A 24,019-nucleotide genomic window follows, 5' to 3' on the forward strand; every position below is an offset into this window, starting at 1 on the left:
GTCTACTCTATAGGGTACATTTTACAATCTCCTCATGCTTTCTTAAAACCCTCTTCCCCCACCGCCAGATCTGCCGCCGCCGGAAAAAGATGATCCTCCACCGTTATTTGAATTTCTTTGAATCTTTTGTTGTGTTACGCGTGTATTGTAATGACGGTCCATTTTATTGGTTACAGTAAATGAATTAGATTCTAAATACGTATGGGCTGTTGTCGTCGAGGGCCCTCTGTTGTACATTGCCATTACCCCAACTGAAATAACGCCAACCCCGATTGCAATAGCAAAATAGATTAAAAGTTCTTTAAGTAATTCTCCTTGAGAGGTACTTGATGGATAGGAAGTAGAACTATCCGATTGTGCATATCCACCAGAAGAAGATGGCCCTTCAGGAATTCCTTCACTCATCGTAGTCTCAAGGTCAGACAAGAACGCTTTCGTGCTTTCACCATACGCTTCCTCTGTTAGGTAAGGATAGACATGGTCTAGAATTTTCTCTACGGTTACATCTGGAAAATAATCAACAATCCGATCGCGTGTAAAGATATACACTTCCCGGTTATCCATGTCAATTAGATACAAAATTCCATCCGCTGTTCCTTCATAACCGAATCCATGAGTATCATAAAAATCGCTGGCGTAATCTCTTGCTGATTTTCCTTCACTATCATCCGTTGTGACAATACGGATATCCATTTGAAATTGTTCACTTAGTTGAATTGCTTGCTCCTGCAATTCTACTTTTTCAGTATCTGAGAATAAACTGGCTTGATCAAAAACATGGTCGTTGTCAGCAAATGTAACAGTCCCAAAAGCTAATAACGTGAGGAGGAAAAATGGAATAAAAAGAACTTTTTTCTTTACCATATAAATAACCCTCCTAACGATAGGACTGCAAAGACACTGGCTGAAATCATCCCAAACCATTTACTAGCTCTTCCAATACTAATTGGCAAGTCCCCTGCAATTTTTCCAGTTTGACCATTCATCGCAAATATATAGGTCTTCCCCTTATATTGGTAGGTAAACATCCAAACGGGTAATAAAACATATTTTGCTTTAACATTCGATAGCTTTACGTTTGCATTTTGGATCGAGACCGTACTATATCCATGAATGGTACCTTCGAGTAAAGTTCCTATATTATTACGAAGGACGTTGGAAATTCTTCCGTATACATCATTTTGGTTCATATCATACTTTTCGGCAAAAAAGCCTGACAAATAGGACATCGAAAAATCGGTTAAATCGTTATAGTCATATGGCTCGAGAATGGTCATGAGCTTATCATCCATTTTCTTGGAACCATCTGCTGGAACATCACGGAATATTGCTTTTCCTTCCCGCATCACCTTATAATATTTTGTTTCAGTATACCTGGTATCCCCTCTGGTATAGGTTCTAACTCTTCTTGCTTCGCCCTCAATTTTTCCAGAAGTGTTACTATCAAACAACCAAAATGGAACATAGATTCCTGAAAGTTTTTCGAGCTCTGAATTTGAAGTGAAGAACTTGGGAAGTAGTGGCTTCCCTTTACACCAATTTATAAATAATTCTTCTGCTTTTTTACGGTCAAGTTTAAAAGGAATGACCAACTCTGGGCGATATTCTCCTTCTAATTGCCTTGGGATAATCGTAGGATTGTGGCAATAATAACAAAATGTTGCAGCAGTGGTATCATCGGTTACAATTTCTGCTCCGCAACTACTACACGTATAGCCTGTAGCTTTTTCATCAAATTCCTGATCTAATTCTTTTGCATGATGTAGGGATTCTTTACTTGCTTCTGCCTCTTCCTCAGCTTTTTCATTATTGATAAAATTTTTCACGTCTTCTTCTGTGAATTCACTTAAACAATAATCACAGGTCCAATTCTGAGTGTCAGCTTTGAATGCTAATGGTCCCCCGCAGTTAATACATTTATAGACTACAACCCCCAACCCATATCACCTCTTCTTCTGTATATGCTTGATTTAGCACATTATTAATGTTCAAAACGAGATCCACACTCCGGACAGAATTTTGCATTTTGATTAGCAGGTTTAAACCCACATTTTTGACATGTTAGTTCTTCAGGCTTTTTACTGCCACAGTTTGAGCAGAACTTCCCGCTATTTTCTTGGCCACATTGACATTTCCACGTTTCTTTATTTGCTTGTTCTTTGGGTGACCCACATTCTGAGCAAAAATTACCTGTATTTGTTTGACCACAAGAACATTTCCATTGATTAGGATTCTCCACTTCTTGATTTTGCTGTTTTTGCGCTTGCTGCTGCATTTGCTGACGATTCGATTCAGACGCAGCGCCCATAAATCCACTGCTACCTTGCATCCCCATTCCCATGCCTAAAAATCCTTGCATCGATCCAGCATCATTGGAACCAGCGGCTTCTAAGCCTCTTGCAATGGCACCTTGGACATATCCTTCACGAACTGACGGGTCTTGAAGCATGGCACCTTGGTTTCTCATGTTTATCAGTTTTTGTGATTCATCATCATACGTAATACTGTTGATTCCCACGGATTCTACCTGCATTCCGCGCATCCGCGTCCAGTCTTCATCAAGGACTTCTGCCATATACTTTGCAAGTTCCATTCCTTTTGAAGTGACGTGCGAAATTCGGATCCCATCTGCGGACATTTTGTTGATTGCCGTTTGCAAAGCATTCATATATTCAGATAAGTATTGTCCATTAATGTCATTGATATCAACATTCGTTTTATTTCGAGGAATGGCTTCCATGAAAAATTTGAGCGGGTCAACAATTTTTATAGAATAGCTCCCGTGAGTTCGTAAAAATAATTCCGCATTATAAAAATTGTCAAAGTAGTTGATCGGGTTACGTGTACCAAATTTAATCCCTTTTATTTCTTGAAGATTAATAAAATACACTTTTTGAGATGAAGATGGAACACCACCAAACTTAAAACGATTGAAGGTTTCGTATAAAGCTTCTTCAAATTGACCGTTAAATAAGGATGGTTGAGAAGAGTTTACAACTTGGTAATAGCCCTCTTCTGCTGTGTAATCCACGATTTTTCCTCCATCAACTAGAAGCATAAATTGATTTGGATACACATGGATGATTGAGCCGTTTGAAATCGTGGAATCTGTTCCTTTAAAATTTTGATTTCGCCGATCTTTAGCCCGTACTTTTACACCTACCGACATAACGGTTGTATCACTCATCTCTTGTGGTTCAATTACCTCAAGCCATTGATCTGCTAAGTTTCCTTTTACCGCACTAACTGCTGCTTTAATAATTCCCATTTAAACCCCTCCTTACAAAACTAAAACCTTATTTAAGAATATGAAAAATTCGTTTTTACAATTTCCTCTGTTAGTAATGTACTACGATTTATTAGGCAATAAGTTTCATATTCAGTTTAATTAAGAAATTTCCGACAAAGAAATAACTGAGTGGAAAACCCACTCAGTTGTTATCATTTCCTATACTAACTAATTACATCAAAAGGGTCTGGCAATTAAATCGTTTACTTTCTTAATGAGGCCAAGAATACATTTTGTGCTGCATTTACTCCTGCACCGGGCTCAAAGCTATAGGAAAAGTCTTGTAAACCAGCTTCCATTAGGGAAACTGCTTGAAGGACATCACTAGGGAAGCAATAGCCCATATGTCCAAATCTGAAAATCTTGCCTTGGAGATGGCCAAGTCCCCCAGCAAAATCTAGGTGATATTCCTTCTTAAGATGTCCTAAATAGGCTGAAAGATCCAATCCTTCTGGGGCACGGATTGCCGTAATTGTAGGTGATGCATACTCGTCACTCGTTAATAATTCTATTGATAAGGCTTTCATAGATTCCCGAACCATGTTTTTCATGACATCGTGTCGTTCAACCGTTTTTGAAAATCCGCCTTCCTCTTCTATTAAATCGCACACAGCAGATAGACCCATTATGAGCGAAATAGAAGGAGTATTAGGCGTCATTCCTTTTGCTGCCCATTCACGATAGCTTAATAGATTTAAATAATAAGCAGAGGTGTTATTGGCTTCAATTACTTCCCAGGCTCTTTCACTAACAGCTACAAGTGCAAGTCCAGGTGGAAGCATCATCGCTTTTTGTGAACCTGTTACCAATATATCAATTCCCCATTGATCCATTTCAGCAGGGGCTCCTCCGATACAGCTTACTCCATCAACTATAAACAGAGCGTCAGAGTGATTATGAACCACTTCAGCCAGTTGCTCAATCGGATTTAAAATTCCTGTAGAAGTTTCATTATACGTAGCAAAAACGGCCTTAATATTAGATAGCGGTTTCAAAAATTCATTTAGGGCTTCCTCTGTACAAGCTTCACCCCAATTTTTAACTAGTTTATGTACAGTTAAGCCATATTTTTCACAAATAGAAACGAAATAATCTCCAAAGGCTCCTACTGTGATGACGACTACTTCATCTCCAGGGGAAACAGTATTTACTACAGCTGCTTCTAATGCTGCTGTTCCTCCTGAGGGAAGAAGTAAAATATCTTGCTTAGTTCCAAAGATAGGTTTCACACGTTGTGTGGCATCTTTGTATAACTTTACAAATTCTTCAGTACGATGACTAAACATATCCTGAGCCATTGCCAGTTCAACTTTTTTCGGAATTGGAGTAGGTCCAGGATGTCTTAGAATAAGTGGATACATATTTATTACCTCCATTTTGACTTCCACACTTATAATCGCTTTAGTTTAATAATGAAGCCAGACCCTGCATTGCTTTCCACATTATTCTAACACATTCGGTCGTATTTCGGTGCTTTTTTAGTCGTTACGAAAGCAACAATTACAGCCTAGTTGTATTTTTGTGAAAACTGACAACATCTTTCTACTTTCTATATAAAAGCTTCTGAACGATTTTCATAAAGTCATCAATTGTAGGGAAATATGTGCTCTGTTGGTTATACCACTTACGAACTGTATCCACGACCCAAAACGGTACCGCTTTTCCGTCTATCATATGATAATATTCTTCATATCCTTTTTTTAGGTGTTCCCATCGAAAATCATTACCCGGATGAATGTATTCGGAAACATCAAGGATTTTTGCTCTTCCGTTTTGTAATAATATATTTTTCAGGTGGATATCACGAGGGTTTAGCCCCTTGCTACGTACATAACTTCTTGCTTCCTCCACATCTTCTACAACTTGTTCCGGGATATGAATTCCTTGGAGGATGCAGTCATATAGAGTGATACCTTCCTCGTAGCTTAAAACAAGGTAATGATCTTTAGAAGCAAAGCATTTAGAAAAGAATGATGATTCACCTAGGATCTGATAAACATCTGCCTCAGCCTTAACTTTGGCAACTTTGTCTTTCGCATATTTCTTAAATGCGTATTCTGGGGCATTAAGGAATTGAAAAACGGCTGCATCTGTGCCGACACCGATACAGTTTAACTCATCAGCATCACCAATAATGGTGACTGGCTCGTTATTTGGGTTTGATAAAACAGTTATGTTAGATAGTGAATCAAAAGCAATCTCCCAATTTCGTTCCACATAATCTCTCCAATCGTCAGCTGAATAAAATCAATTATCTATTTTATGAGTATTTTTTTATTTTACTCCTTTAAAAAAGCGGATAGCAAGGTATTGGTCTTATTCGTTGCAAATTAAAAAGAGGGCCACTTACGACCCTCTTTCCGCAAATAAATTTTTATAATCCCTTCACCCATCTTGCAGCCATCTCAATCCAATTCTCTACCTCCGGCTGAATGTGCTTGTCTCTTCCTTTTGACTGCGTTTCCTCTGTACCAAGTGATAGTCCATGAACACCTTCAGGATAAATATGCATTTCGAGCGGGACTTTCTGTTTTAATAAACTTTGTGCAAATAGCATGCTGTTCTCAACAGGAACAGACGCATCTGATACCGTATGCCATAAAAATGTGGGTGGGGTTTCAGACGTTACTTGGTTTTCCAAGGATAAAAATTCTCGTAGCTCTTGGTCCTCAAACTTATCACCTAATAAAGCTCGGAAACTACCCTCGTGAGCATGTGGACCAGAAGAAATAACTGGGTAACTTAGGACTAATCCATTCGGTTTGATTTGTTCTTTTGAATAGGTTAATTGTTCTGATAAAAAATCTTTATCCCAGAACACGCCTAAGCTTGCAGTTAAATGGCCACCTGCTGAAAAGCCCATAACAATGATTTTGCTGGGGTCTACATTCCAGTTTTCTGCATTTTCACGAATTAATCCGACCGCATTTGCCAACTGGCAAAGGGCTGTCGGGAATACAGATGGTTCCACACTATATCTAAGAACACTTGTGTGATATCCTTTACTCAGCATTTGGATGGCAACTGGTTCAGCCTCTCGGTCAGACGTATGTACATAGCCACCACCAGGGCATATGACAATCATTGGACGTCTACGGTCTGGGTCAATACTTTCCGAATTATTTAGAAGATACGTGAATAATTCAGCTTTTTCGTTATTGTGTTTTAGTACGTGTTTTTCGTGAATCATGTTTTCCCACCCTTTTATAATAATTTCCACCTATATAAATTTTCGACATTTATTTTTGACTTCCTTCAGGCAAAACAAAAAAGGAGGTCGGTCCCTCCTTTTTAGATCCATCCTTATTCGTAACGTAATGCATCAATCGGACTAAGTTTAGAGGCTTTGTTTGCTGGTAAGATTCCAAAGATGATACCAATGAAAGCGGAGAAGCCTACGCCGATTATGACAATCATTGGACTAACGGTCGCAGTGATTGGCGCAAATTGAGATACAAGAATGGTCCCTATCGTTGCAAGTCCGATTCCGAGCATACCTCCTAGTGAGGTTAATGTCGCTGATTCAATTAAAAATTGCAGTAAAATTCGCCCCCGAGTTGCTCCTAGGGCTTTTCGTAAACCAATTTCCCTCGTTCTTTCAGTAACGGAAACGAGCATGATGTTCATAACACCGATGCCACCCACTAATAATGAAATTCCCGCAATACTTCCAATAACTAAAGTCATGATTGTAATGACAGTATCTACTTCTTGTTCATATTCAGAAAAATCGTTTACCGTATACATCCCATCCTCGAGTTTTTTGGCCACCGTGAGGGTATCAGCTGCAGATCGACCGATTTCAGATATTCGCTCTGGATCGTCTGCAATTATAGCTAAACGTTCGATTTCTCGATTGCCAAACATCATTGAAATGACTCCTCGTGGCATGAGCATTTCCCCTGATTCATTATACCGATATTGCTCAGGGATAGGTGACTCGTAGACTCCGATTAACTTGTATGGGTTACCATTCAGATCGACGATTTCACCGATAATATTTTCTTTATCTTGAAAGAATTTTTCCCTTGCGACAGTATCGATCATCACTACCCGGTTTCTTCCATCATTATCTCTCGCATTGATTGGTCGTCCCTCAACAATTTGAATGTTTCGAGCTGTAAAGAACTCAGGTCCAACTCCGGTAATTTCCATTTCTCCCTGTTGGTCATTATAGATCAACGGCCCCCAGCCTTGGTTTGTAGCGATAACTGCTTTTACACCTGGAACTACCGAAAGGGTTTCAACGTCGTCGGAAGTTAATTCAGGTTCCATCCAGAACATTTCTGATTCTTCTTCTCCTTCTTTTGGCATCGGCTGATACCAAATATCGACTGCATTTTTTTCGATACTAAATAATTCCTCTGTCATTTTCGTTTTGGCCCCTTGGCCGATTGCAACAATAATAATTACAGCCGCCACACCAATGATGATTCCCAGCATCGTCAAAATGGACCTAACCTTATGATTCCAGATCGAGGATAATGCTACTTTAAAGCTTTCTAATAGACTCATAGCCTTCTCCTTTGGTCATCCGTTATCAACCCATCTTTTAATGTGATAACCCTATTTGCGTATGCTGCAACTTCATCCTCATGCGTAACAATGATGACAGTTCTTCCTTCTTTATTTAGTTGAACCATTAACTCCATGATTTGCTCGCTCGTCTTAGAATCAAGAGCTCCAGTTGGCTCGTCTGCTAACACAATTGAAGGATTATTTACAAGGGCTCTCGCAATTGCAACCCTTTGTTTTTGGCCACCAGAGAGCTCATTTGGCAAGTGCTTGACTCGGTCTCCAAGTCCGACCTTGTCTAACATTTGTTTGGCTCTGTCAATACGTTCCCGCTTTGGAACTCCTGCATAAATTAGCGGAGATTCAACATTTTTTAGTGCATTATGACGTGGTAAAAGAAAGAATTGCTGAAACACGAAACCGATATGCTGGTTACGCAATTTTGCTAACTTTCGATCCTTTACGAGTCCTATTTCTTCATCGTTCAATTCAAACGAGCCTGAAGTTGGGGAATCTAGGAAACCAATAATATTCATTAAGGTAGATTTTCCTGAACCAGATGGCCCCATGATGGCAATAAATTCCCCGTCCTCAATGGTTAAATCAATTCCGTGCAAAACAGGTACCTCAAGAGCCCCGTTTCCATAAACCTTTGTAATCTTACTCAACTTCATCAAAGGAGGTCACTTCCATTCCATCGTACATTCCTTCATATGGTGTTAAAACCACGAGATCATCCTTATTAACACCTTCAGTGACTTGGATAAATTCATCATTCATTGAACCCGTTTGAACCTCACGTCTTTGTAAGATACCATCTACTAAGACATACACAACTGCTACTCCACCTTCATCCAAAATAGCCGTATGCGAAATAACGGGAAGAATCTCAGTTCCAGGAATTCTAACCTCTAATGAAACGTGAAACCCATGACGAAGATCAGTTGTGTCGTCTGTAATTCCCACTTTGAATGGATACATGGTAACATTGCCGCCACCCATTCCCGCAAATTCTCCACCAGCTCCTCCGTCATCATTTGGAAAATGAGAAACGGATTCGACAACTCCCTTCCATTCTTGGTCCTTGAATACCTTAGGACGGACAATTACTTCTTGTCCCTGTTGAATTTTGACTGCATCAAATTCACTCATTGTTCCAATTACTTTATATGGTTTATTTGAAATGATATGTATGACCGGCTCTGATGCACCTGCTTCAGTCGTTGCGATATTTTTATTTACTTTTACAATGATTCCATCAATTTTACTTACAACTGTCATTTCTTTTTTCTGATTCGTAATTTCCGCGATTCGTTCATTTGCTGCTGTAATTTCTGATTTCGTATTTTCATATTGTAGTTCCATTTGAACCTTTTCACTTGTAAGTTGGTTTACATCTTCAACTGGTGGTTCCTCTACTTGTTGTGGTTCTGTACCTTCTTCAGTCTGTTCAGGTGTCTCAGCAGCCTTTGTTTTTGGTTTGTTTTTTTGTGCAGCAAGGGCTTTTTTTGCTTCCTCAATCCGTTTATTTAGGGCATCGATTTGATTTTGTTCTGTCTTTGCTCTTACTTGAATTAAGTCTCTTTCCCTAGTAGCTCGAGTTAAATCTATATCTAGCTTTGAAGAATCATAGACAAATAGCGGGTCTCCTGCTTTTATAGTTTTATTTTCTTCTACCTTATATTCGCTAATCTCTCCATGTTCTGGATTTAAGAATACCTTATGTTCACCTTCAGGAACAATTTCCCCTGTTACTAGAATCGTCTCGATTAATTCTTGCTCTTTTGCTTTTTGTACCGTTACATTTACTTCCTCAATTTGTTCTCCAACGGATGCCACACTCCTTTCTTTTATGAAAAAGGCAGCTACACCACCCGCGATTACCAGGATTCCGATAATCGAAAAGACCCATACTAAAACCTTCTTTTTCTTCAACATACTTCCCCCTATAGTTTTCATCTCATTAAATAGGTAAATTTTGAATCTCTCAATCTTTGTATCCTTGTTTAATCCAGTAGATTGCGATTTTAAAAATATTCAAATTTTACCCTAACCATTAAGACGACGTAGTTTGCTAAAAGGTTTCAATTTTTTACAAATATTTTTAAATTTTTACAAAAAAGAGATCACCCAGAGTAAATCTGGCTGATCGTTTGGATTATTTTTTATTTGCGCGATATTTCTTAATCGCTTTTAGTGTCTAACGTTTATCTAGGTTGTTGTACACGTCTTGGCCGTTCGAAATAGCATTCATTACAGATTGCGAAGGAAAAGCCAATTGGTAGGTTCTTTCCACATCGTTTACATACTCTTTTAGTTGGCTGAATACCTGATTTTAAGTGTTCGTGTATTTTATCACTAATTTCTTCCCTTACTCGTTCCCAATACTGAGCTTCTGTCTGTTTTCCTAATTTATAAAGGAATAACAGATGGAGGCCGACCGCTTTATAGGAGAGCTCAAGTTCTTCTAGTCCAGAATCTTTAAGGATTGGATCTGGCAGCGGGAAACCATCGACAATCGCCTCGAGAGTTTTCTTCCATTGGGCACGTAGAGAGGGTTCATTTGACGAAAATGGTAGATGCAAAAAGCCATATAGGTCAGGTAACGATAGCTTTGCCTCAATAATTGTATCCTCAATTAACTCATAAAGCATCCGTTCCTCATATAGACTTGCCTTTTTCGTCCCCTCTGGACTCTTGAATTGATCCCATAGATAGAAAAACATTCTCATTTTTCGAGAATATTTTTGAAAACGTTCAAGAACTGCGTTTGTTGGAGCGATCGCGAAGCCCTGAAGCGGGGGATCTTCTTGTTCTAATAAACGTGTCATTGTTTTGATATCGCTTGTAAAAGAGACTTTACCGATATCATAAATTCCCCGTCTGCCCGCTCGTCCTGCAATTTGTTTCACTTCCTGAGAGGTTAGCAGCCTTCTTCTCGTTCCATCGAATTTATCATTTTCCAAAAACACAATCCGTCTAATCGGCAGGTTTAAACCCATGCCGATTGCATCTGTAGCCACAATAACCGTTGTCTCCCCGTTATTAAAGCGTTGGATCTGCTTTTTTCGAGTTTCCGGTGGCATGCTCCCGTATATCATACTCACACGACGTCCACTTCGTTGTAACTCAGAAGCTGTCTCAAGAACTCTTCTTCTTGAAAAACAAACCAATGCATCCCCTTGTCGGGTTTGATTCAAACGAAAAGATTGAGGTTCTACCTCTAATGGTACATCACGATGATATTCATAAACTTCTACATTTGAATCACCAAGAAGCTGTAAAATCATCCATTTTGCATGAAAGCTACAAATGATATGAACCTCCTGTGCATTTGCATTTGTAATAGCTTTATACCAAGAAAAGCCACGGTCCTTATCGGAAATCATTTGAGCTTCATCAATTACAACTACATCGTAAAAATCCTTTTCTCTTAGCATTTCAACGGTTGCTGAGAGATGGTTAGCCCCTTCAACAAGCTTTTCTTCTTCTCCTGTTTTTAAATCACACGGTACCCCTTCTTCATTCAAGGTTTCATAAATTTCGAGTGCTAATAATCGTAATGGAGCTAAATAAACGCCACTATTAGCTTCCTTCATTCGTTGGATTGCTTGATACGTCTTTCCAGTATTGGTTTCTCCAACATGAAGAACATACTGGATATTTCGGCCAGGTGATAAGTTATATGCTCGTCCGAATATATCCTCAAGCATTCTTTGCTCTTCTTCTTTTTGTCGTCTTAATTCCTCTTTTTCCTTTTCGGAACGTTCTTTTCTCTCGGTTATGTCTTTTAAAAACAGCTGTCTATGTGTGTCCAACTCAAATGGAATGTCAATAAGCTTCATAAGGTCTGACACATATTCCTCTAATATATCCTCAAATAAATCATCCCGAACATCTAGAAAATACTCATAGGCTATTTCCTGTAAAAATGCATCAGATAATGGTTCTTGAAAGCTATTTTGGCAATCTACGAATATATGTTCTGGTAGGTGTGATTTTAACCAATTGGGCCCGAAATCCATGAGTTGATGTAAAATGAGATCTTCATATTCCTCAATCAAATTTTCCTGATAAAAATAGCGGTTATGCGCAAGTTCAGTTTCTTTATAAAGATAAGAAGCAAACGTCACATCGTCTGATGATAAAATCATTCCTTTTTGCTCAATCTCGATTGCTAAATGACTCCCTAGTAAATAACGAATCCTTAGATAAAGTTCCTCGTATTGCTCCCCAAGTATTTCGTTGAGGTAAAAGTTTAGCTTGAGAATAAATTTTCTCTTTGTTTCACGATCCTGTTGCTTCTTAATTCGAGCTTCATACTCGGCTCTTGCGGTTTGATACATTTGCTGCCATTCTTCAGGTTGTTTTTCGTATTTCTCTTCTAGCCAACCTATTAAATCATAAGGATGTATATTACGAATTTCGGTTCGAAATAGTTTATTCAGTAGTTTTTTACCAACATCCTCAACTTCAAATCCATGCTCCACTAGATAGGCTTTTTTCTCCGATATAGATGCATGAACTGCTGTATTTAACCAAGCGTTGAGCCAAATTTGTTCGATAAACTGCCCTCGTTCACGGACATACTGCTCAAATGAAGGGGTCGTTTCTTTTGGCTCCATGTAATGATTGATATCATCCAAAACCATCTGTTTTGCTCGATCGACTGCTTGATTATAGTATTGTTCAAGTTGAATGCTCATTAAATTGCTCCTTGTCAAAGACGTATAGTAATTAGTTTATATAGGACTAAAAAAATATATGTATAGGATGATATTACCACAACTATATGTCACGACTATTTGATAAAATTTGAGGATAAACTTTAACAGGAGGACAACATCATGAAAAAACGATCTATCTTCCTTAGTATCTTGGTGGCTGTGATTTTTGGTGGTGGATTTTTAACAGGTTTGTGGCTATCAAATCAAAATCAACATGAAACCAAAATCGGTAATGAAACGCCACATTCGTCAAAAAATCCAGATCAAAAAGCAAAACCCAAACTGGATAAAAAAACGTCAAACGTTTTAGTCGGTTATATACAGGATTTTCGAGACCCCAATCAAATTGATTATTCGAAACTGACACATATTATCTTCTCCTTTGTTCATCCGACAAAGGATGGTCAACTCTTGTTTACGGGTGATCATGCAGTTAAAAACCTTAGAAATATGGTTGCCAATGCCCATAAACATGATACAAAGGCAATGCTTGCCGTTGGCGGTTGGTTCCATATGAATGGCGGAGAGTCCTATGATTATTTTTCAGCAGCATTGGCGAACCCAGCTTCACAGCAAAAGCTTGTGAATGAGCTCATTAGAGTTGTTGAACAAGAAAATCTAGATGGCATTGATATTGATTTCGAACATCCTCGTACAGATGCTGATGCGAAACATTTACATCAATTTATTAAAACATTAGGTAACAAGTTACGTGATCAAAACAAGGTATTATCAATTGCAGTTCACTCAAAAATTCATGGCCAAACCTTAACTGAATTAGCTTATGTGAAATATGAACCAGCCATGTTTCAATATGTAAACTATGTAAATATTATGGCATATGATGGCCAATGGGACGGTGGTTACCATGCTGAGAATTTATCACCTTACCCCTTTACTGAAAGTATCGTAGGTTACTGGGCTGATTTATTTGATACTCACAAGCTGCCAAAAGAAAAGCTTGTCCTTGGTGTTCCGTTTTATGCGCAGCCAATAGACCCAAACATCAAGCAGGTTTCCTATGAAGCAATAGTGGAAAGTAATCCTGATAATGCCGTAAAAGATACCGTCAATATGAATGGCACAACCTATTATTATAACGGCCAAGCGATGATGACAAGAAAAACAAAGCTTGCATTAAATCATGGTTTTGGTGGGATGATGATTTGGGAATTAGGCTTAGATGCAAAAGGGGCTAATAGCCTAACGAACACTCTTTATGAATCAATTGCATCGACAACTATTGATCAATACTACACCATAAAGAAATAAAATAGTTGTCATGTTATTTCATTTTCCATCCATCCTAACAGATGGAGGTGAAAAACATGGCAAATCGCAATCCAGTCGAATTTACAGGAAAAGTATTAGATAAAAGAAATACCTTAACAGGTCCAGATGACGAAGGTAAAAATGGACATCCGAAGCGACCTCAAAATGTAATGATTAAAAAAGATGAATAGTGATGAATACAAAAAAGTGATTCTCAATTGAATCACTTTTTTTAGGATGATGTGATTTGTCCACCATTAACATGTATGGTTTGACCAGTAACAAAACGGGAATCATCAGAAGCAAGGTACACATAAGCAGGAGCAAGTTCAAATGGCTGTCCTTGGCGATCCATAGGATTACCAGCAAGTGTAACTTGATCTGGAGAAAAGCTTGATGGAATCAGTGGCGTCCAAACTCTTCCTGGCGCTACAGCATTTACACGAATTCCTTTAGATACTAAATTATTAGCAAGGGCACGTGTAAAACCGACTATTGCGGCTTTTGTCATGGTGTAATCGATTAGTTGATCATTTCCGTGATAAGCCACTACTGATGTTGTATTGATGATGGAGCTTCCGTTTTTTAAATGTTTTAGTGCTGCCCTCGTTGTATAAAAATAAGAATACACATTAACCTTGAAGGTATCATCAAACTGTTCATCCGAAATATCAAGAAGACTTAGCTGCTGAAATTGAATGCCGACATGGTTGACAAGAATGTCAAGCTTCCCAAAGGTCTGAACGGTTTTTTCTACGATATTAATGCATGTCTGTTTATCACGTAGGTCACCTGGTAAAAGCAAACATCGCTGTCCGATTTCTTCAATCTTTGATTTTGTGCGATTTGCATCCTCATGTTCATCTAAATAAGAAATAGCGACATCTGCCCCTTCCTTCGCAAAGGCAATAGCGCAAGCGGCACCAATCCCGCTGTCTCCGCCTGTGATTAACGTAACTTTTCCTTTCAGCTTGCCACTACCTTTATATTGGGGATTATCCACAATAGGACTGGGGACCATTAAGCTTTCGACACCTGGTTGGCGATACTGACGTTGTTCAGGAACTGTAAGGGCAACATCCTTATATTGCGTGATTTTTCCATAATTCGGATACGTAGGATAGCTTTGACTCTCTCCATTTTTTTCTCTCGAGTGAGACATAGATATACCTCCTTAAATAAAATACAAGATGATTTAGTCTATGTAGAACGTAGTTTTGAGTGAATGCAACTTTGGGAGTACGGGCTCATTATAGGGATTAATTGAATAAACTAAGCATGGAACTTAAAAGGAGTTGAAACTATGAACTATTACTACAGTCCAGAAGTGACATTTTTGCTTATGAACGAATCGAAAAAACGTGTCGAGGTATCTTATATAAATCACAGCTTTAAACTACCTCAAATTGGAACAAGACCGCCCTACTATTCCAATCCACGTTATGAACATTATTTTCCTTTGATTTAAAAGAATTTAACTAGGGAATATTACTCCTTATAAGATTGGAGGAGTATTCCTGTGATAGAGAACAATGATGAAAAGTTAATCTCGAATGAAAATCCCATTCGTGAACGGATGAAAAAAAGAAATGCAACTGATTTTAGCAGTTCATCGTTGAGACGAATTGCACTCACACAATTAAGTCGTAAACAGTAAAAACCGTTAGGGTGTGTCCCTAACGGTTTTTAGCTTATACGAGTGCAAATTGTAGTTCTTCATATAGTTTGACATATTCTTTTGAAGAGGCTCCCCAGCTGAAGTCAAGCTTTAATGCTTTTTCAGAAAGCTCCCTCCATTTCTTTGGCTGGAATCGGTAGAACCAAATCGCACGTTCAATTGTATATAACATGTCATGTGCGTTGTAATTCGTAAAGCTGAAGCCATTTCCTTGGTCTGTAAATTCATTGTATGGTTGTACTGTATCCTTGAGACCACCTGTTTCTCTTACAATTGGTAGTGTTCCATAGCGGAATGCAAGTAACTGACCAATCCCACAAGGCTCAAACTGTGACGGCATTAAAAACAGGTCGGAACCGGCATAGATTTTTCGAGAAAGTCCCTCGTCAAAAAAGATATTCGTAGACACTTTTGTTGGATACCGGTATGCCATTTCACGGAATGCATCCTCATAATGACTTTCACCTGTTCCGAGTAAAACAAATTGCACGTTTTGTTTCAGGATTTCTTCAAATACGTGTAAAACAAGGTCAATTCCTTTTTGATCTACAAGGCGTGTAATCATAGAAATAACAGGAACCTGTTCGTTCACTGGAAGCCCAAGCTGCTCCTGTAAGGCTCTTTTATTTTTCATTTTTCCTTCATATGAATCATAATAGGTAAAAAGTTCACGATCGGAAGCGGGATTGTATGCTTTATGATCAATTCCATTGACAATTCCATGCAATTCAAAATTCCGTTTTCGCAAATATCCATCCAATTGTTCTCCATAATAAGGAGTCTGGATTTCATTTGCATAGGTCGGGCTGACGGTTGTTATCGTATCACTGAAGGCTAATCCTGCTTTCAGGTAGCTGACGTTACCGTAAAACTCCACTCCATCTATATGAAAATAGCGATCACTCACATCTAGTAATTCACTTAAAACCGATTTTGGGAATACGCCCTGATAGCGTAAGTTATGAATCGTAAATACTGTTTTGATATCCTGATAGTCTGGTTGATTCGAATAATGTGCTTTTAATAATAGTGGTATCGGTCCCGCTTGCCAGTCATGACAATGAATGACATCTGGCTTTTTGTCTAGGTATGGGATTGCTTCAAGTACGGCTCTTGAAAAGAAAGCAAATCGTTCCCCATCATCATAAAAGCCGTAACTCCCATAGCGTTTAAAATAATATTCATTATCTAAAAAATAATAGCTAATTCCGTTGTGGACTAACTTTTCAATACCACAATATTGTCTACGCCAACCTAATGGCACCTCGATAATTCGTTCTAATTCTAGCTGTTCCTTGTATGTTTCAGCTAAATCTCCATATTTCGGAAGGATAACACTTACATGTACGCCTTCTTGTAGTAGTGCATTCGGTAAAGCCCCTATTACATCCCCTAGCCCGCCTGTTTTAATAAATGGAGCACACTCTGATGCTGCGAATAATACGTTCATGATCTTCCCCCATTAGATAATATCAGCTTTTTTTATGACAGTTGGAGAAAGCTCTCCAACGATTACTTTTTCCGATGTGATGTTTACTTGTTTATCCGTAATGACATTTTCAAGGTATGTACCTTCGTCAATGACACTTTTCTGCATGATAATACTATTTTTAACAGTCGCCCCTTTGCGTATTTTGACCCCACGGAAAATAATACTATTCTCAACTGTACCCTCAATATCACTACCGTTTGCAATTAACGAATTGCTGACATTAGAAGTTGTTGAGTATTTGACAGGTGGCTCATGTTTTGTTTTTGTATAGATCTCCCAATTATCGAAAAAGAATTCCTTTGTCACTTGTGGGTTTAAGAAATCCATATTCGTTTTATAATAGCTTGAAATTGAATGAATAAATGGCATATAACCTTTAAAATGATAGCTGTTTACTTTGAGACGTTGTAAATTTGCTTTAACCACATCTCGAATAAAATCGAATTCTCCATTTTCATAGCACTTCGTAATAAGTTCAATTAACAATTTCTTTGAAAAAACAAAGGTTTCCGTACAAACAGGGTCTCCCTGTTTCGGAGTTGTATAGAGTTCTAGGTTTTTCACTTTGTCATCAGCATCCAGAATGCATTTATGATAGATTGGTTTATCGACAGGCTCTCCATCATAATCCTTATAAACGACTGTAACGTCTGCACCACTTTCTCTATGGCTTTTGATGACATCATTAAAATTAATTTTATAAACATGATGACCAGGAGATAAAATCACTGTATCCTCATGGGATCTCTTAAAAAATTCAAGGTGATCATAAAATTGCTGGACATCACCAACTATACTTTTGTCCGGGTGGATTGGAGGTAAAATAAACAATCCCCCATTTCGTCGGTCGAGGTCCCATTCTTTCCCATTACCGAGATGATCCATGATTGAACGATATTTGTCCTTTGTGAATACGCCAACCTTTTTAATTTGAGCGTTAATAAAATTGGACATTGTAAAATCGATTAATCTATATCTTCCACCAAATGGTACTGCTGCCAAACAACGATGTTGTGTTAACTCTTTTAAATATTGTTTATCATTTACTAAGTTTATTACGCCAATTACTCGTTCCAATCCCAATCGCTCCTCATGTGATATTTAATTACTAACGGTTAAGGGTCTTACAGTATTTTCATCTCCAATTAATGTAATGGCAGCGTCCGGGGCATCAGACCCAATATGAGCTCCATCCGGAATACATAAATCACTTGCGATTATTGCTTTGTGTATCGTCACATTTTTGCCAATTTGAACATTCGGCATGATCACAGAGTCTTTAATAACTGAATTCTCTCCAACCTGTACGTTGTAGGAGAGCACCGAGTGGTCAATTGTTCCTTGGACGATACATCCCTCATTAATCAAAGACTGAGAAATGTCTGCGGCTGCTGATATATATTGAGGAGGATGAGTCGCGATCCCCGTAAAGAATGGCCAGCTTGGATCATGTAGATCAAAGCCCGGAGCATCATCTAACAAGTCCATATGTGCTTCCCAAAGGCTTTCGATTGTCCCAACATCCTTCCAGTAGCTATCAAACTGGTAGGCATATAACTGATTATTGTCAGCAAGTAACTTAGGGATAATGTCCTTCCCAAAATCATTAGAAGAATGAATATTTCCTTCATCTTCTTTTAAATACTGTTTTAAAAGTTTCCATTTGAATAAGTAAATTCCCATTGAAGCAAGATTGCTCTTTGGATTGGCTGGTTTTTCATCAAATTCAACAATTTTCTTTTCAGCGTTTGTATTCATAATTCCAAAACGACTCGCTTCTGCCCACGGGACTTCGATAACCGCAATTGTAGCAGTAGCATCTTTTTCAAGGTGAAAGCGAAGCATCTTACTATAGTCCATCTTGTAGATATGATCGCCAGATAAAATGAGTACATATTCTGGATCGTATTGCTCGATATAATGGATATTTTGGTAGACTGCGTTAGCAGTTCCTTTGTACCAATCTCCGCCGTGTTTTCCAAGGTAGGGCGGAAGGACGGTTACTCCCCCATTGTTCCGGTCTAAATCCCAAGGACGTCCATTACTTACATAATTATTGAGTACATGTGGACGGTATTGGGTAATGACACCAACTGTATCAATACCTGAATGAGTACAATTACTTAAAGGAAAATCTATAATTCGGTATTTCCCACCAAACGGAACAGCGGGTTTGGCAAGAGTCGTTGTTAATTCCCCCAATCTTGACCCTTGACCACCTGCTAATACAACTGCAATCCACTTCTTTGACCTCATTTTTTGACGACACCTCTTTTTCTCTTTTTTGTCTCTTTTCTAAAGATACTAATTGCTAAAGGTGGAACTTTAATTGTCATGCTGTATGGTTGATTATGAGCTGGCGTCTTATCAACTGATAAAGTTTCTGCATTAATCTGACCAGAGCCTCCAAATTCCACTGAATCACTATTAAATAATTCTATATAACTCCCAGTTGATGGGACGCCAATACGATAATTTTCATAGACCTCTGTAGAGAAGTTGCAAACGATGATTGAATAATCACCCTTGCGTTTCCCATGTCTCATGAAGGTAATCACAGATTGGTCATTATTATCTGGGTCAATCCATTCAAACCCTTCTTGAACATGATCTAGTCTCCAAAGGCTAGAATTCATGCGATAAAAATGCTGAAGCTCTTTAAAATAGGTCTGAATCTTAGTATGAGAATCATAGTTTAGAAGCATCCAATCTAGTTCCTCAAGCTCCTTCCACTCAGAGAATTGACCGAACTCTCCTCCCATGAAGAGAAGTTTCTTTCCAGGATGGGTCATTAAGTACCCATATAATAATCGTAAATTAGCAAACTTCTGCCAGTAGTCACCTGGCATCTTATCTAAAAGGGATTTTTTCCCGTGAACAACATCGTCATGTGAAAAAGGTAAAACAAAATTTTCTGAAAATGCATAGAAGAAGGAAAAAGTTAATAAATTATGATGATAACGTCTATCAGACGGATGCAGACGCATGTATTTAAGGACGTCATTCACCCAGCCCATATTCCATTTATAATTAAAGCCTAATCCACCTTCAGAAGTTGGTGCAGTTACAAGAGGATAATCGGTGGCTTCCTCTGCAATCATTAGCACGCCTGGATATCGTTTAAAAATGGCTTCGTTGGCTTTTTTAATAAATTCAATTGCCTCCAAATTTTCTTCGCCACCAAATTGATTAAATAGCTTTTCTTGTTGCGGGTTGTCGTGGTTAAGGAAAATTAATGAAGATACGGCATCGATTCGAAAGCCATCAATATGGTACATCTCCATCCAAAAAGCAAGATTTGATAATAAGAAACTATGAATCTCCATTTTTGTAAAATCAAAGCTATAAGTGCCCCATAATGGTCGGTCAGCTCGTTTTGAATCAGATGACTCATAAAGAGGAGTCCCATCAAATTTGCCTAATCCATGTTCATCACGGCAGAAATGTACAGGAACCCAATCGAGTATAACACCAATGCCTTTTTGATGACATTGATCCACAAAATACATAAAATCTCCAGGACTACCATGCCTACTTGTTACCGAATAAAAACCCGTTATCTGGTAGCCCCATGACAAATCAAATGGATGCTCCATAATGGGCATTAATTCGATATGTGTAAACCCATTTTCAACAACATAGTCAATCACATCGTCGGCTAGTTCCCGATATGTATAAAAGCTGCCATCCTCTTTCTTTTTCCATGAACCCGTATGTAGTTCATAAATAAGCATTGGATTATTGTACGAATCTGCTTTTTCTCGATTTTTTAACCACTTTTTATCATTCCATTCGTACTGGTCAAGCCTTGTTACTACTGATGCGGTGTTTGGTCTTAGTTCAGAAGAGAATGCAAAAGGGTCCGCTTTTAGCTTTTTTTCCCCATTTGCAGTTGTGATTTCGTACTTATAAAGGTCACCTTCTTGTAATCCTGGAATAAATCCAATCCATACTCCAGAATTCGGAATCATTTCAAGGGCATGTTCACTGCCCTCCCAGTTGTTGAAATCCCCAACAACTGACACAGATATTGCATGAGGTGCCCATACTGAAAAGCGTACTCCATCTTCTCCTTTATAGGACATGACGTGTGCGCCAAGCATGTTATAGGCTTCTAAAAAAGTTCCTTCGTGAAATAAATAAAGATCGAATTCACTTGGAAATAGTTCAACCTCTTTTTCAGCGATTGTTTTCACTTTTGATATCCTCCTTTTGATATATGTATAGAGAACGCGTGTAATACCAAAAACTTATGTCATTTTGTATAAAATTAATAAAAAATAATAAAACCATAGTATAAATCTGAAAAAACCCAATTTTGGTATTATTTTTTCACTTTATTATATTAATTCGTCTAAGGGCTTAAATATTCCTTTAGCGAATAATGTTTTTTATTGTCGGATTAGGTAGAATTGAAAGGAAAATATTATTTATGTGGAGATAAATTTACGGGCTATGTATGAAACCGTTTACAACGAAGTGTTGATTTATGGGGATTTTTTACTTTTTATACTAGAAATTTGATATTGCAAGATAATGTAAATCTGGGAGTGTTCATGAGGTTGTTTGTTATATTGGAATAGTATTTTTCGATTAGTTCAAATGGGGTACATAAAATTTGGCTTGCAAAGAAAACAAAAAAGCTGCTTTCGCAGCTTTTTATGAGATTTTCTGTTGGGCCATATCTTCAATTTTCGTTAGGAAAATATAAGACATCGCAACTGACCATGCTAAAGGAGTATTTCCATTTGGTCTATTCGTTCCCCCTACATAGAGCTCTGGAACCTCCCAATTGTCAGGCACAACTCTCTTTGTTTTAGCTATATATTCACTTGCCTTATGAAATTGACCTAATTCAAGGTAGCAAAGTCCCAACCATGGGAATCCAAAGCACCATTCAGCTTCTTTGCCTTCATTATAATACTGATCGTTTTCGTATCGAATGACACCATACTTACGCTCTAATTTTGAGGAAACGGTTTCAACAATCTTAATGGCAGTATCACGGTCAACCACACGATATGGGAATACAAGGCTAAGCAACGCTAAATCGGTATCTTTTGTTTCGCTTTCTCGAGGTAATAAATTACGGAGAGCTTCCTCGCCTTTTTTAATAAGATCCTCTTTTACGTTAACAAGAATTTTAACGGCATTAAGTCCAGCTACACAGGCACCTAAGCTTGAGGCGTGGACTTCCATGTTTTCTTCCCACATGCCATTATCCTTTGCTTGCCAATATTGCAAGCATTCTAGATAATCAACAAGCTTTTGTATAATCTCTATATCCTTTTTATCTCTGATTACTTTTTGTCCTAGACGGTATCCTTCTCCAACACCCCATAGGAAGGCTCCAATCGCATCATTCTGGGCATGCCCCCATTCGACTGGCATTTCTTTTAGGTCAGTTGAGTAGCGTGAATGGATATATTCAAACAAATAAATCGGTTTCTTTTTCCGATGGATATCAATTTTCCACTCGTAGCTCTTAAACATATCTAATAAAGCATGATAGGCTTTTGCATATCTTTCTGATGGTTCATTGATAAACGGAAGAACTGTATATACTATGTCTCGAATCCACACATAGCTGTAATCATTCGATAGGCTTGCTGTATAAGCACCATTTGATAATCGCATACGGTCAAGAACCTGAATTGCTTTATTGGTATACATTTCGTATCACCCCATTAGCTTATTTAATATACATTCATTCTTGACAGAAATCATATTTATAAAACTCATCAAAGACATTTTAGGGTCTAAAAATAAATTAATACTTAATATTAATTTATACTTTATAATATGTAAGCACAACCAAAATGATAACAATTGTCTACTTTTTGTGTGAAACGCCTACATTTTAGTGCATGTCATTCCCGATTTTTCTTGTTTCACAGAAAATGTTTCACAAAACAGCAAAAGACCAAATCAAATTTAAGTGATTTGGTCTTTTCACGATGGTCTATTTATTTGTTAAAAATTGTTGCAATAATCTCATCCGTTGTCATATTGCTGTTTATTTCGTGTGAGCCAAGCTTTAGGTATTTTGCAACTCCTTTTTTCTCAACAAGATTTGCAAAATCCCAGGCATCTCCGCTTATGATTTTAGCTGAAATAAGTGCTTTTCCAACCTCATAGCTAGTCATACCTTCGGAAACAGTAATCACTGTTTTATGGACAACCGGCTCAGCGGGCTCTTCTTTCTTTTCTTCTTTCACTTCTTCTTTCACTTCTTCTTTGACTTCTTCTTTTGGTTGTTCCTTAGGTTGTTCTTCAACTTTTTCTGTGTTTTTCGCTCCGGCAATGGCATTGTTCCATTCATCTTCTGTATGAACAACGTAGCCTTCTGCAGCAAGTTGGCTTTTTAACTCCTCGACAGTTGGTTTTTCCTCAGAGCCTGAACTAGTTGCTTGTTGTGGTCCGGAAAAATATACTATGGCACAAACCGCTGAAGCAAGTAAAAGCCCAGAAGCGAAGCTAGTTAATGTTTTAGCGGTCATTTGCTGCTTTTCTCCCTTCTTTTTGTTTTGTAAAAGGAGACAGCATACCTTGTACTTCGATTTCACTTATGTTCTTTTCGTTTGCAATACTTGATACTGAATATCCTCTTTTATATAAATCGAGTACATCACGAAGTAATTCGTGTTGTTCCATATCTGTTGTATCAATTCCTGCTTGATTTTTAAGAATTTCATTATCTAATTCGAGGTTTCTTATTTGCTGCTGCAGCTTATTAATTTCCTCCATAAAACTAATTGAATATAATTCAAGCTCACGCTGTTCTACCTTTTTTGCCTTTTTCGTAAGTGCATAAGATAAAATGAGCAACACTGCTGCTACACCGAATAATATGACTAACGCCCACTCCATCATTGGACATCATCCTTTCAAAGCTTTTTGTCTTACAACAGTCAATTATACAATGAAATAAGACAAATTTCGATTAGTTTCGATAAAATCCTTCCATAGTCAGTGGGAATGGAAGATTTTAACGAGGGAGAAGTAAGGTTTCCCGCCTTTGGACCTATGTACAATGGGGAATTGGA

The 24,019-nt window shown here is 38.0% G+C and carries 22 protein-coding genes; 4 read left to right on the plus strand and 18 right to left on the minus strand.

The window, feature by feature from the left end:
• Positions 1-42: 42 nt before the first annotated feature.
• The 10 genes from CKK03_RS20595 to CKK03_RS20640 form a co-directional block, all read right to left on the minus strand.
• Positions 43-864, minus strand: a complete 822-nt coding sequence (locus tag CKK03_RS20595) for a TPM domain-containing protein (RefSeq protein ID WP_099364381.1) — start codon at positions 862-864, stop codon at positions 43-45.
• Positions 858-1,937, minus strand: a complete 1,080-nt coding sequence (locus tag CKK03_RS20600; RefSeq protein ID WP_099364382.1) for a TFIIB-type zinc ribbon-containing protein — start codon at positions 1,935-1,937, stop codon at positions 858-860. The genes CKK03_RS20595 and CKK03_RS20600 overlap by 7 nt, the downstream gene beginning before the upstream one ends.
• A 44-nt stretch (positions 1,938-1,981) precedes the next feature.
• Complete coding sequence (locus tag CKK03_RS20605) at positions 1,982-3,268, minus strand: SPFH domain-containing protein (protein WP_099364383.1); 1,287 nt, start codon at positions 3,266-3,268, stop codon at positions 1,982-1,984.
• Positions 3,269-3,492: 224 nt separating this feature from the next.
• The gene (locus CKK03_RS20610) at positions 3,493-4,650 is read right to left on the minus strand and encodes a pyridoxal-phosphate-dependent aminotransferase family protein (RefSeq protein WP_099364384.1); all 1,158 of its coding nucleotides are present in this window, start codon (positions 4,648-4,650) and stop codon (positions 3,493-3,495) included.
• Positions 4,651-4,831: 181 nt separating this feature from the next.
• A complete protein-coding gene (locus CKK03_RS20615; protein WP_099364385.1) occupies positions 4,832-5,506 on the minus strand; it encodes a serine/threonine protein kinase in 675 nt (224 codons plus the stop codon).
• Between the two features lie 157 nt (positions 5,507-5,663).
• Positions 5,664-6,479 carry an alpha/beta hydrolase gene (locus tag CKK03_RS20620; RefSeq protein ID WP_099364386.1) on the minus strand — a complete coding sequence of 272 codons (816 nt, stop codon included), beginning with the start codon at positions 6,477-6,479 and terminating at the stop codon, positions 5,664-5,666.
• A 113-nt stretch (positions 6,480-6,592) separates the two neighbouring features.
• Positions 6,593-7,804: an ABC transporter permease gene (locus CKK03_RS20625; RefSeq protein WP_099364387.1), complete on the minus strand. Its 1,212-nt coding sequence runs from the start codon at positions 7,802-7,804 to the stop codon at positions 6,593-6,595.
• A complete protein-coding gene (locus CKK03_RS20630) occupies positions 7,801-8,481 on the minus strand; it encodes an ABC transporter ATP-binding protein (protein ID WP_218962815.1) in 681 nt (226 codons plus the stop codon). The genes CKK03_RS20625 and CKK03_RS20630 overlap by 4 nt, the downstream gene beginning before the upstream one ends.
• Positions 8,465-9,739: an HlyD family efflux transporter periplasmic adaptor subunit gene (locus tag CKK03_RS20635; RefSeq protein ID WP_099364388.1), complete on the minus strand. Its 1,275-nt coding sequence runs from the start codon at positions 9,737-9,739 to the stop codon at positions 8,465-8,467. The genes CKK03_RS20630 and CKK03_RS20635 overlap by 17 nt, the downstream gene beginning before the upstream one ends.
• A gap of 272 nt (positions 9,740-10,011) precedes the next feature.
• Positions 10,012-12,510, minus strand: a complete 2,499-nt coding sequence (locus CKK03_RS20640) for a DEAD/DEAH box helicase (protein WP_099364389.1) — start codon at positions 12,508-12,510, stop codon at positions 10,012-10,014.
• A gap of 141 nt (positions 12,511-12,651) precedes the next feature.
• Between CKK03_RS20640 and CKK03_RS20645 the strand changes: the two genes are divergently transcribed.
• Positions 12,652-13,803, plus strand: coding sequence for a glycosyl hydrolase family 18 protein (locus CKK03_RS20645; RefSeq protein ID WP_180271335.1), 1,152 nt, complete (start codon positions 12,652-12,654; stop codon positions 13,801-13,803).
• Between the two features lie 56 nt (positions 13,804-13,859).
• Entirely contained in the window at positions 13,860-13,994 is a 135-nt protein-coding gene (locus tag CKK03_RS24195; protein ID WP_281254541.1) for a hypothetical protein, read from the plus strand.
• Between the two features lie 41 nt (positions 13,995-14,035).
• On the opposite strand, the gene CKK03_RS20650 is transcribed toward CKK03_RS24195, so the two are convergent.
• Positions 14,036-14,965 carry an SDR family oxidoreductase gene (locus CKK03_RS20650; protein WP_099364390.1) on the minus strand — a complete coding sequence of 310 codons (930 nt, stop codon included), beginning with the start codon at positions 14,963-14,965 and terminating at the stop codon, positions 14,036-14,038.
• Positions 14,966-15,106: 141 nt separating this feature from the next.
• On the opposite strand from CKK03_RS20650, the gene CKK03_RS23850 reads away from it, so the two are divergent.
• The gene (locus tag CKK03_RS23850) at positions 15,107-15,271 is read left to right on the plus strand and encodes a hypothetical protein (protein WP_180271336.1); all 165 of its coding nucleotides are present in this window, start codon (positions 15,107-15,109) and stop codon (positions 15,269-15,271) included.
• Between the two features lie 51 nt (positions 15,272-15,322).
• Positions 15,323-15,460, plus strand: a complete 138-nt coding sequence (locus tag CKK03_RS23855) for a hypothetical protein (protein ID WP_180271337.1) — start codon at positions 15,323-15,325, stop codon at positions 15,458-15,460.
• 34 nt (positions 15,461-15,494) lie between these two features.
• Here CKK03_RS23855 and glgA read toward each other — a convergent pair whose 3' ends face one another.
• The 7 genes from glgA to CKK03_RS20690 form a co-directional block, all read right to left on the minus strand.
• On the minus strand, positions 15,495-16,931 hold the full coding sequence (gene glgA, locus CKK03_RS20655) for a glycogen synthase GlgA (RefSeq protein WP_099364391.1): 1,437 nt from the start codon (positions 16,929-16,931) through the stop codon (positions 15,495-15,497).
• Positions 16,932-16,943: 12 nt separating this feature from the next.
• Complete coding sequence (gene glgD / locus CKK03_RS20660; protein ID WP_099364392.1) at positions 16,944-18,050, minus strand: glucose-1-phosphate adenylyltransferase subunit GlgD; 1,107 nt, start codon at positions 18,048-18,050, stop codon at positions 16,944-16,946.
• A gap of 24 nt (positions 18,051-18,074) precedes the next feature.
• Entirely contained in the window at positions 18,075-19,229 is a 1,155-nt protein-coding gene (locus CKK03_RS20665; RefSeq protein WP_099364393.1) for a glucose-1-phosphate adenylyltransferase, read from the minus strand.
• Complete coding sequence (gene glgB, locus CKK03_RS20670; RefSeq protein ID WP_099364394.1) at positions 19,226-21,169, minus strand: 1,4-alpha-glucan branching protein GlgB; 1,944 nt, start codon at positions 21,167-21,169, stop codon at positions 19,226-19,228. Before glgB ends, CKK03_RS20665 begins: the two co-directional genes overlap by 4 nt.
• A 463-nt stretch (positions 21,170-21,632) precedes the next feature.
• A complete protein-coding gene (locus CKK03_RS20675; RefSeq protein ID WP_099364395.1) occupies positions 21,633-22,646 on the minus strand; it encodes a glycoside hydrolase family 15 protein in 1,014 nt (337 codons plus the stop codon).
• 293 nt (positions 22,647-22,939) lie between these two features.
• On the minus strand, positions 22,940-23,473 hold the full coding sequence (locus CKK03_RS23860) for a hypothetical protein (RefSeq protein WP_180271338.1): 534 nt from the start codon (positions 23,471-23,473) through the stop codon (positions 22,940-22,942).
• Positions 23,463-23,846 (minus strand): hypothetical protein, encoded by a 384-nt coding sequence (locus tag CKK03_RS20690; RefSeq protein ID WP_099364398.1) that lies wholly within the window; start codon positions 23,844-23,846, stop codon positions 23,463-23,465. The genes CKK03_RS23860 and CKK03_RS20690 overlap by 11 nt, the downstream gene beginning before the upstream one ends.
• Positions 23,847-24,019: the final 173 nt, after the last annotated feature.

This window comes from Fredinandcohnia onubensis (assembly GCF_002734215.1).
Taxonomy (GTDB): Bacteria; Bacillota; Bacilli; order Bacillales; family Bacillaceae_L; genus Ferdinandcohnia; species Ferdinandcohnia onubensis.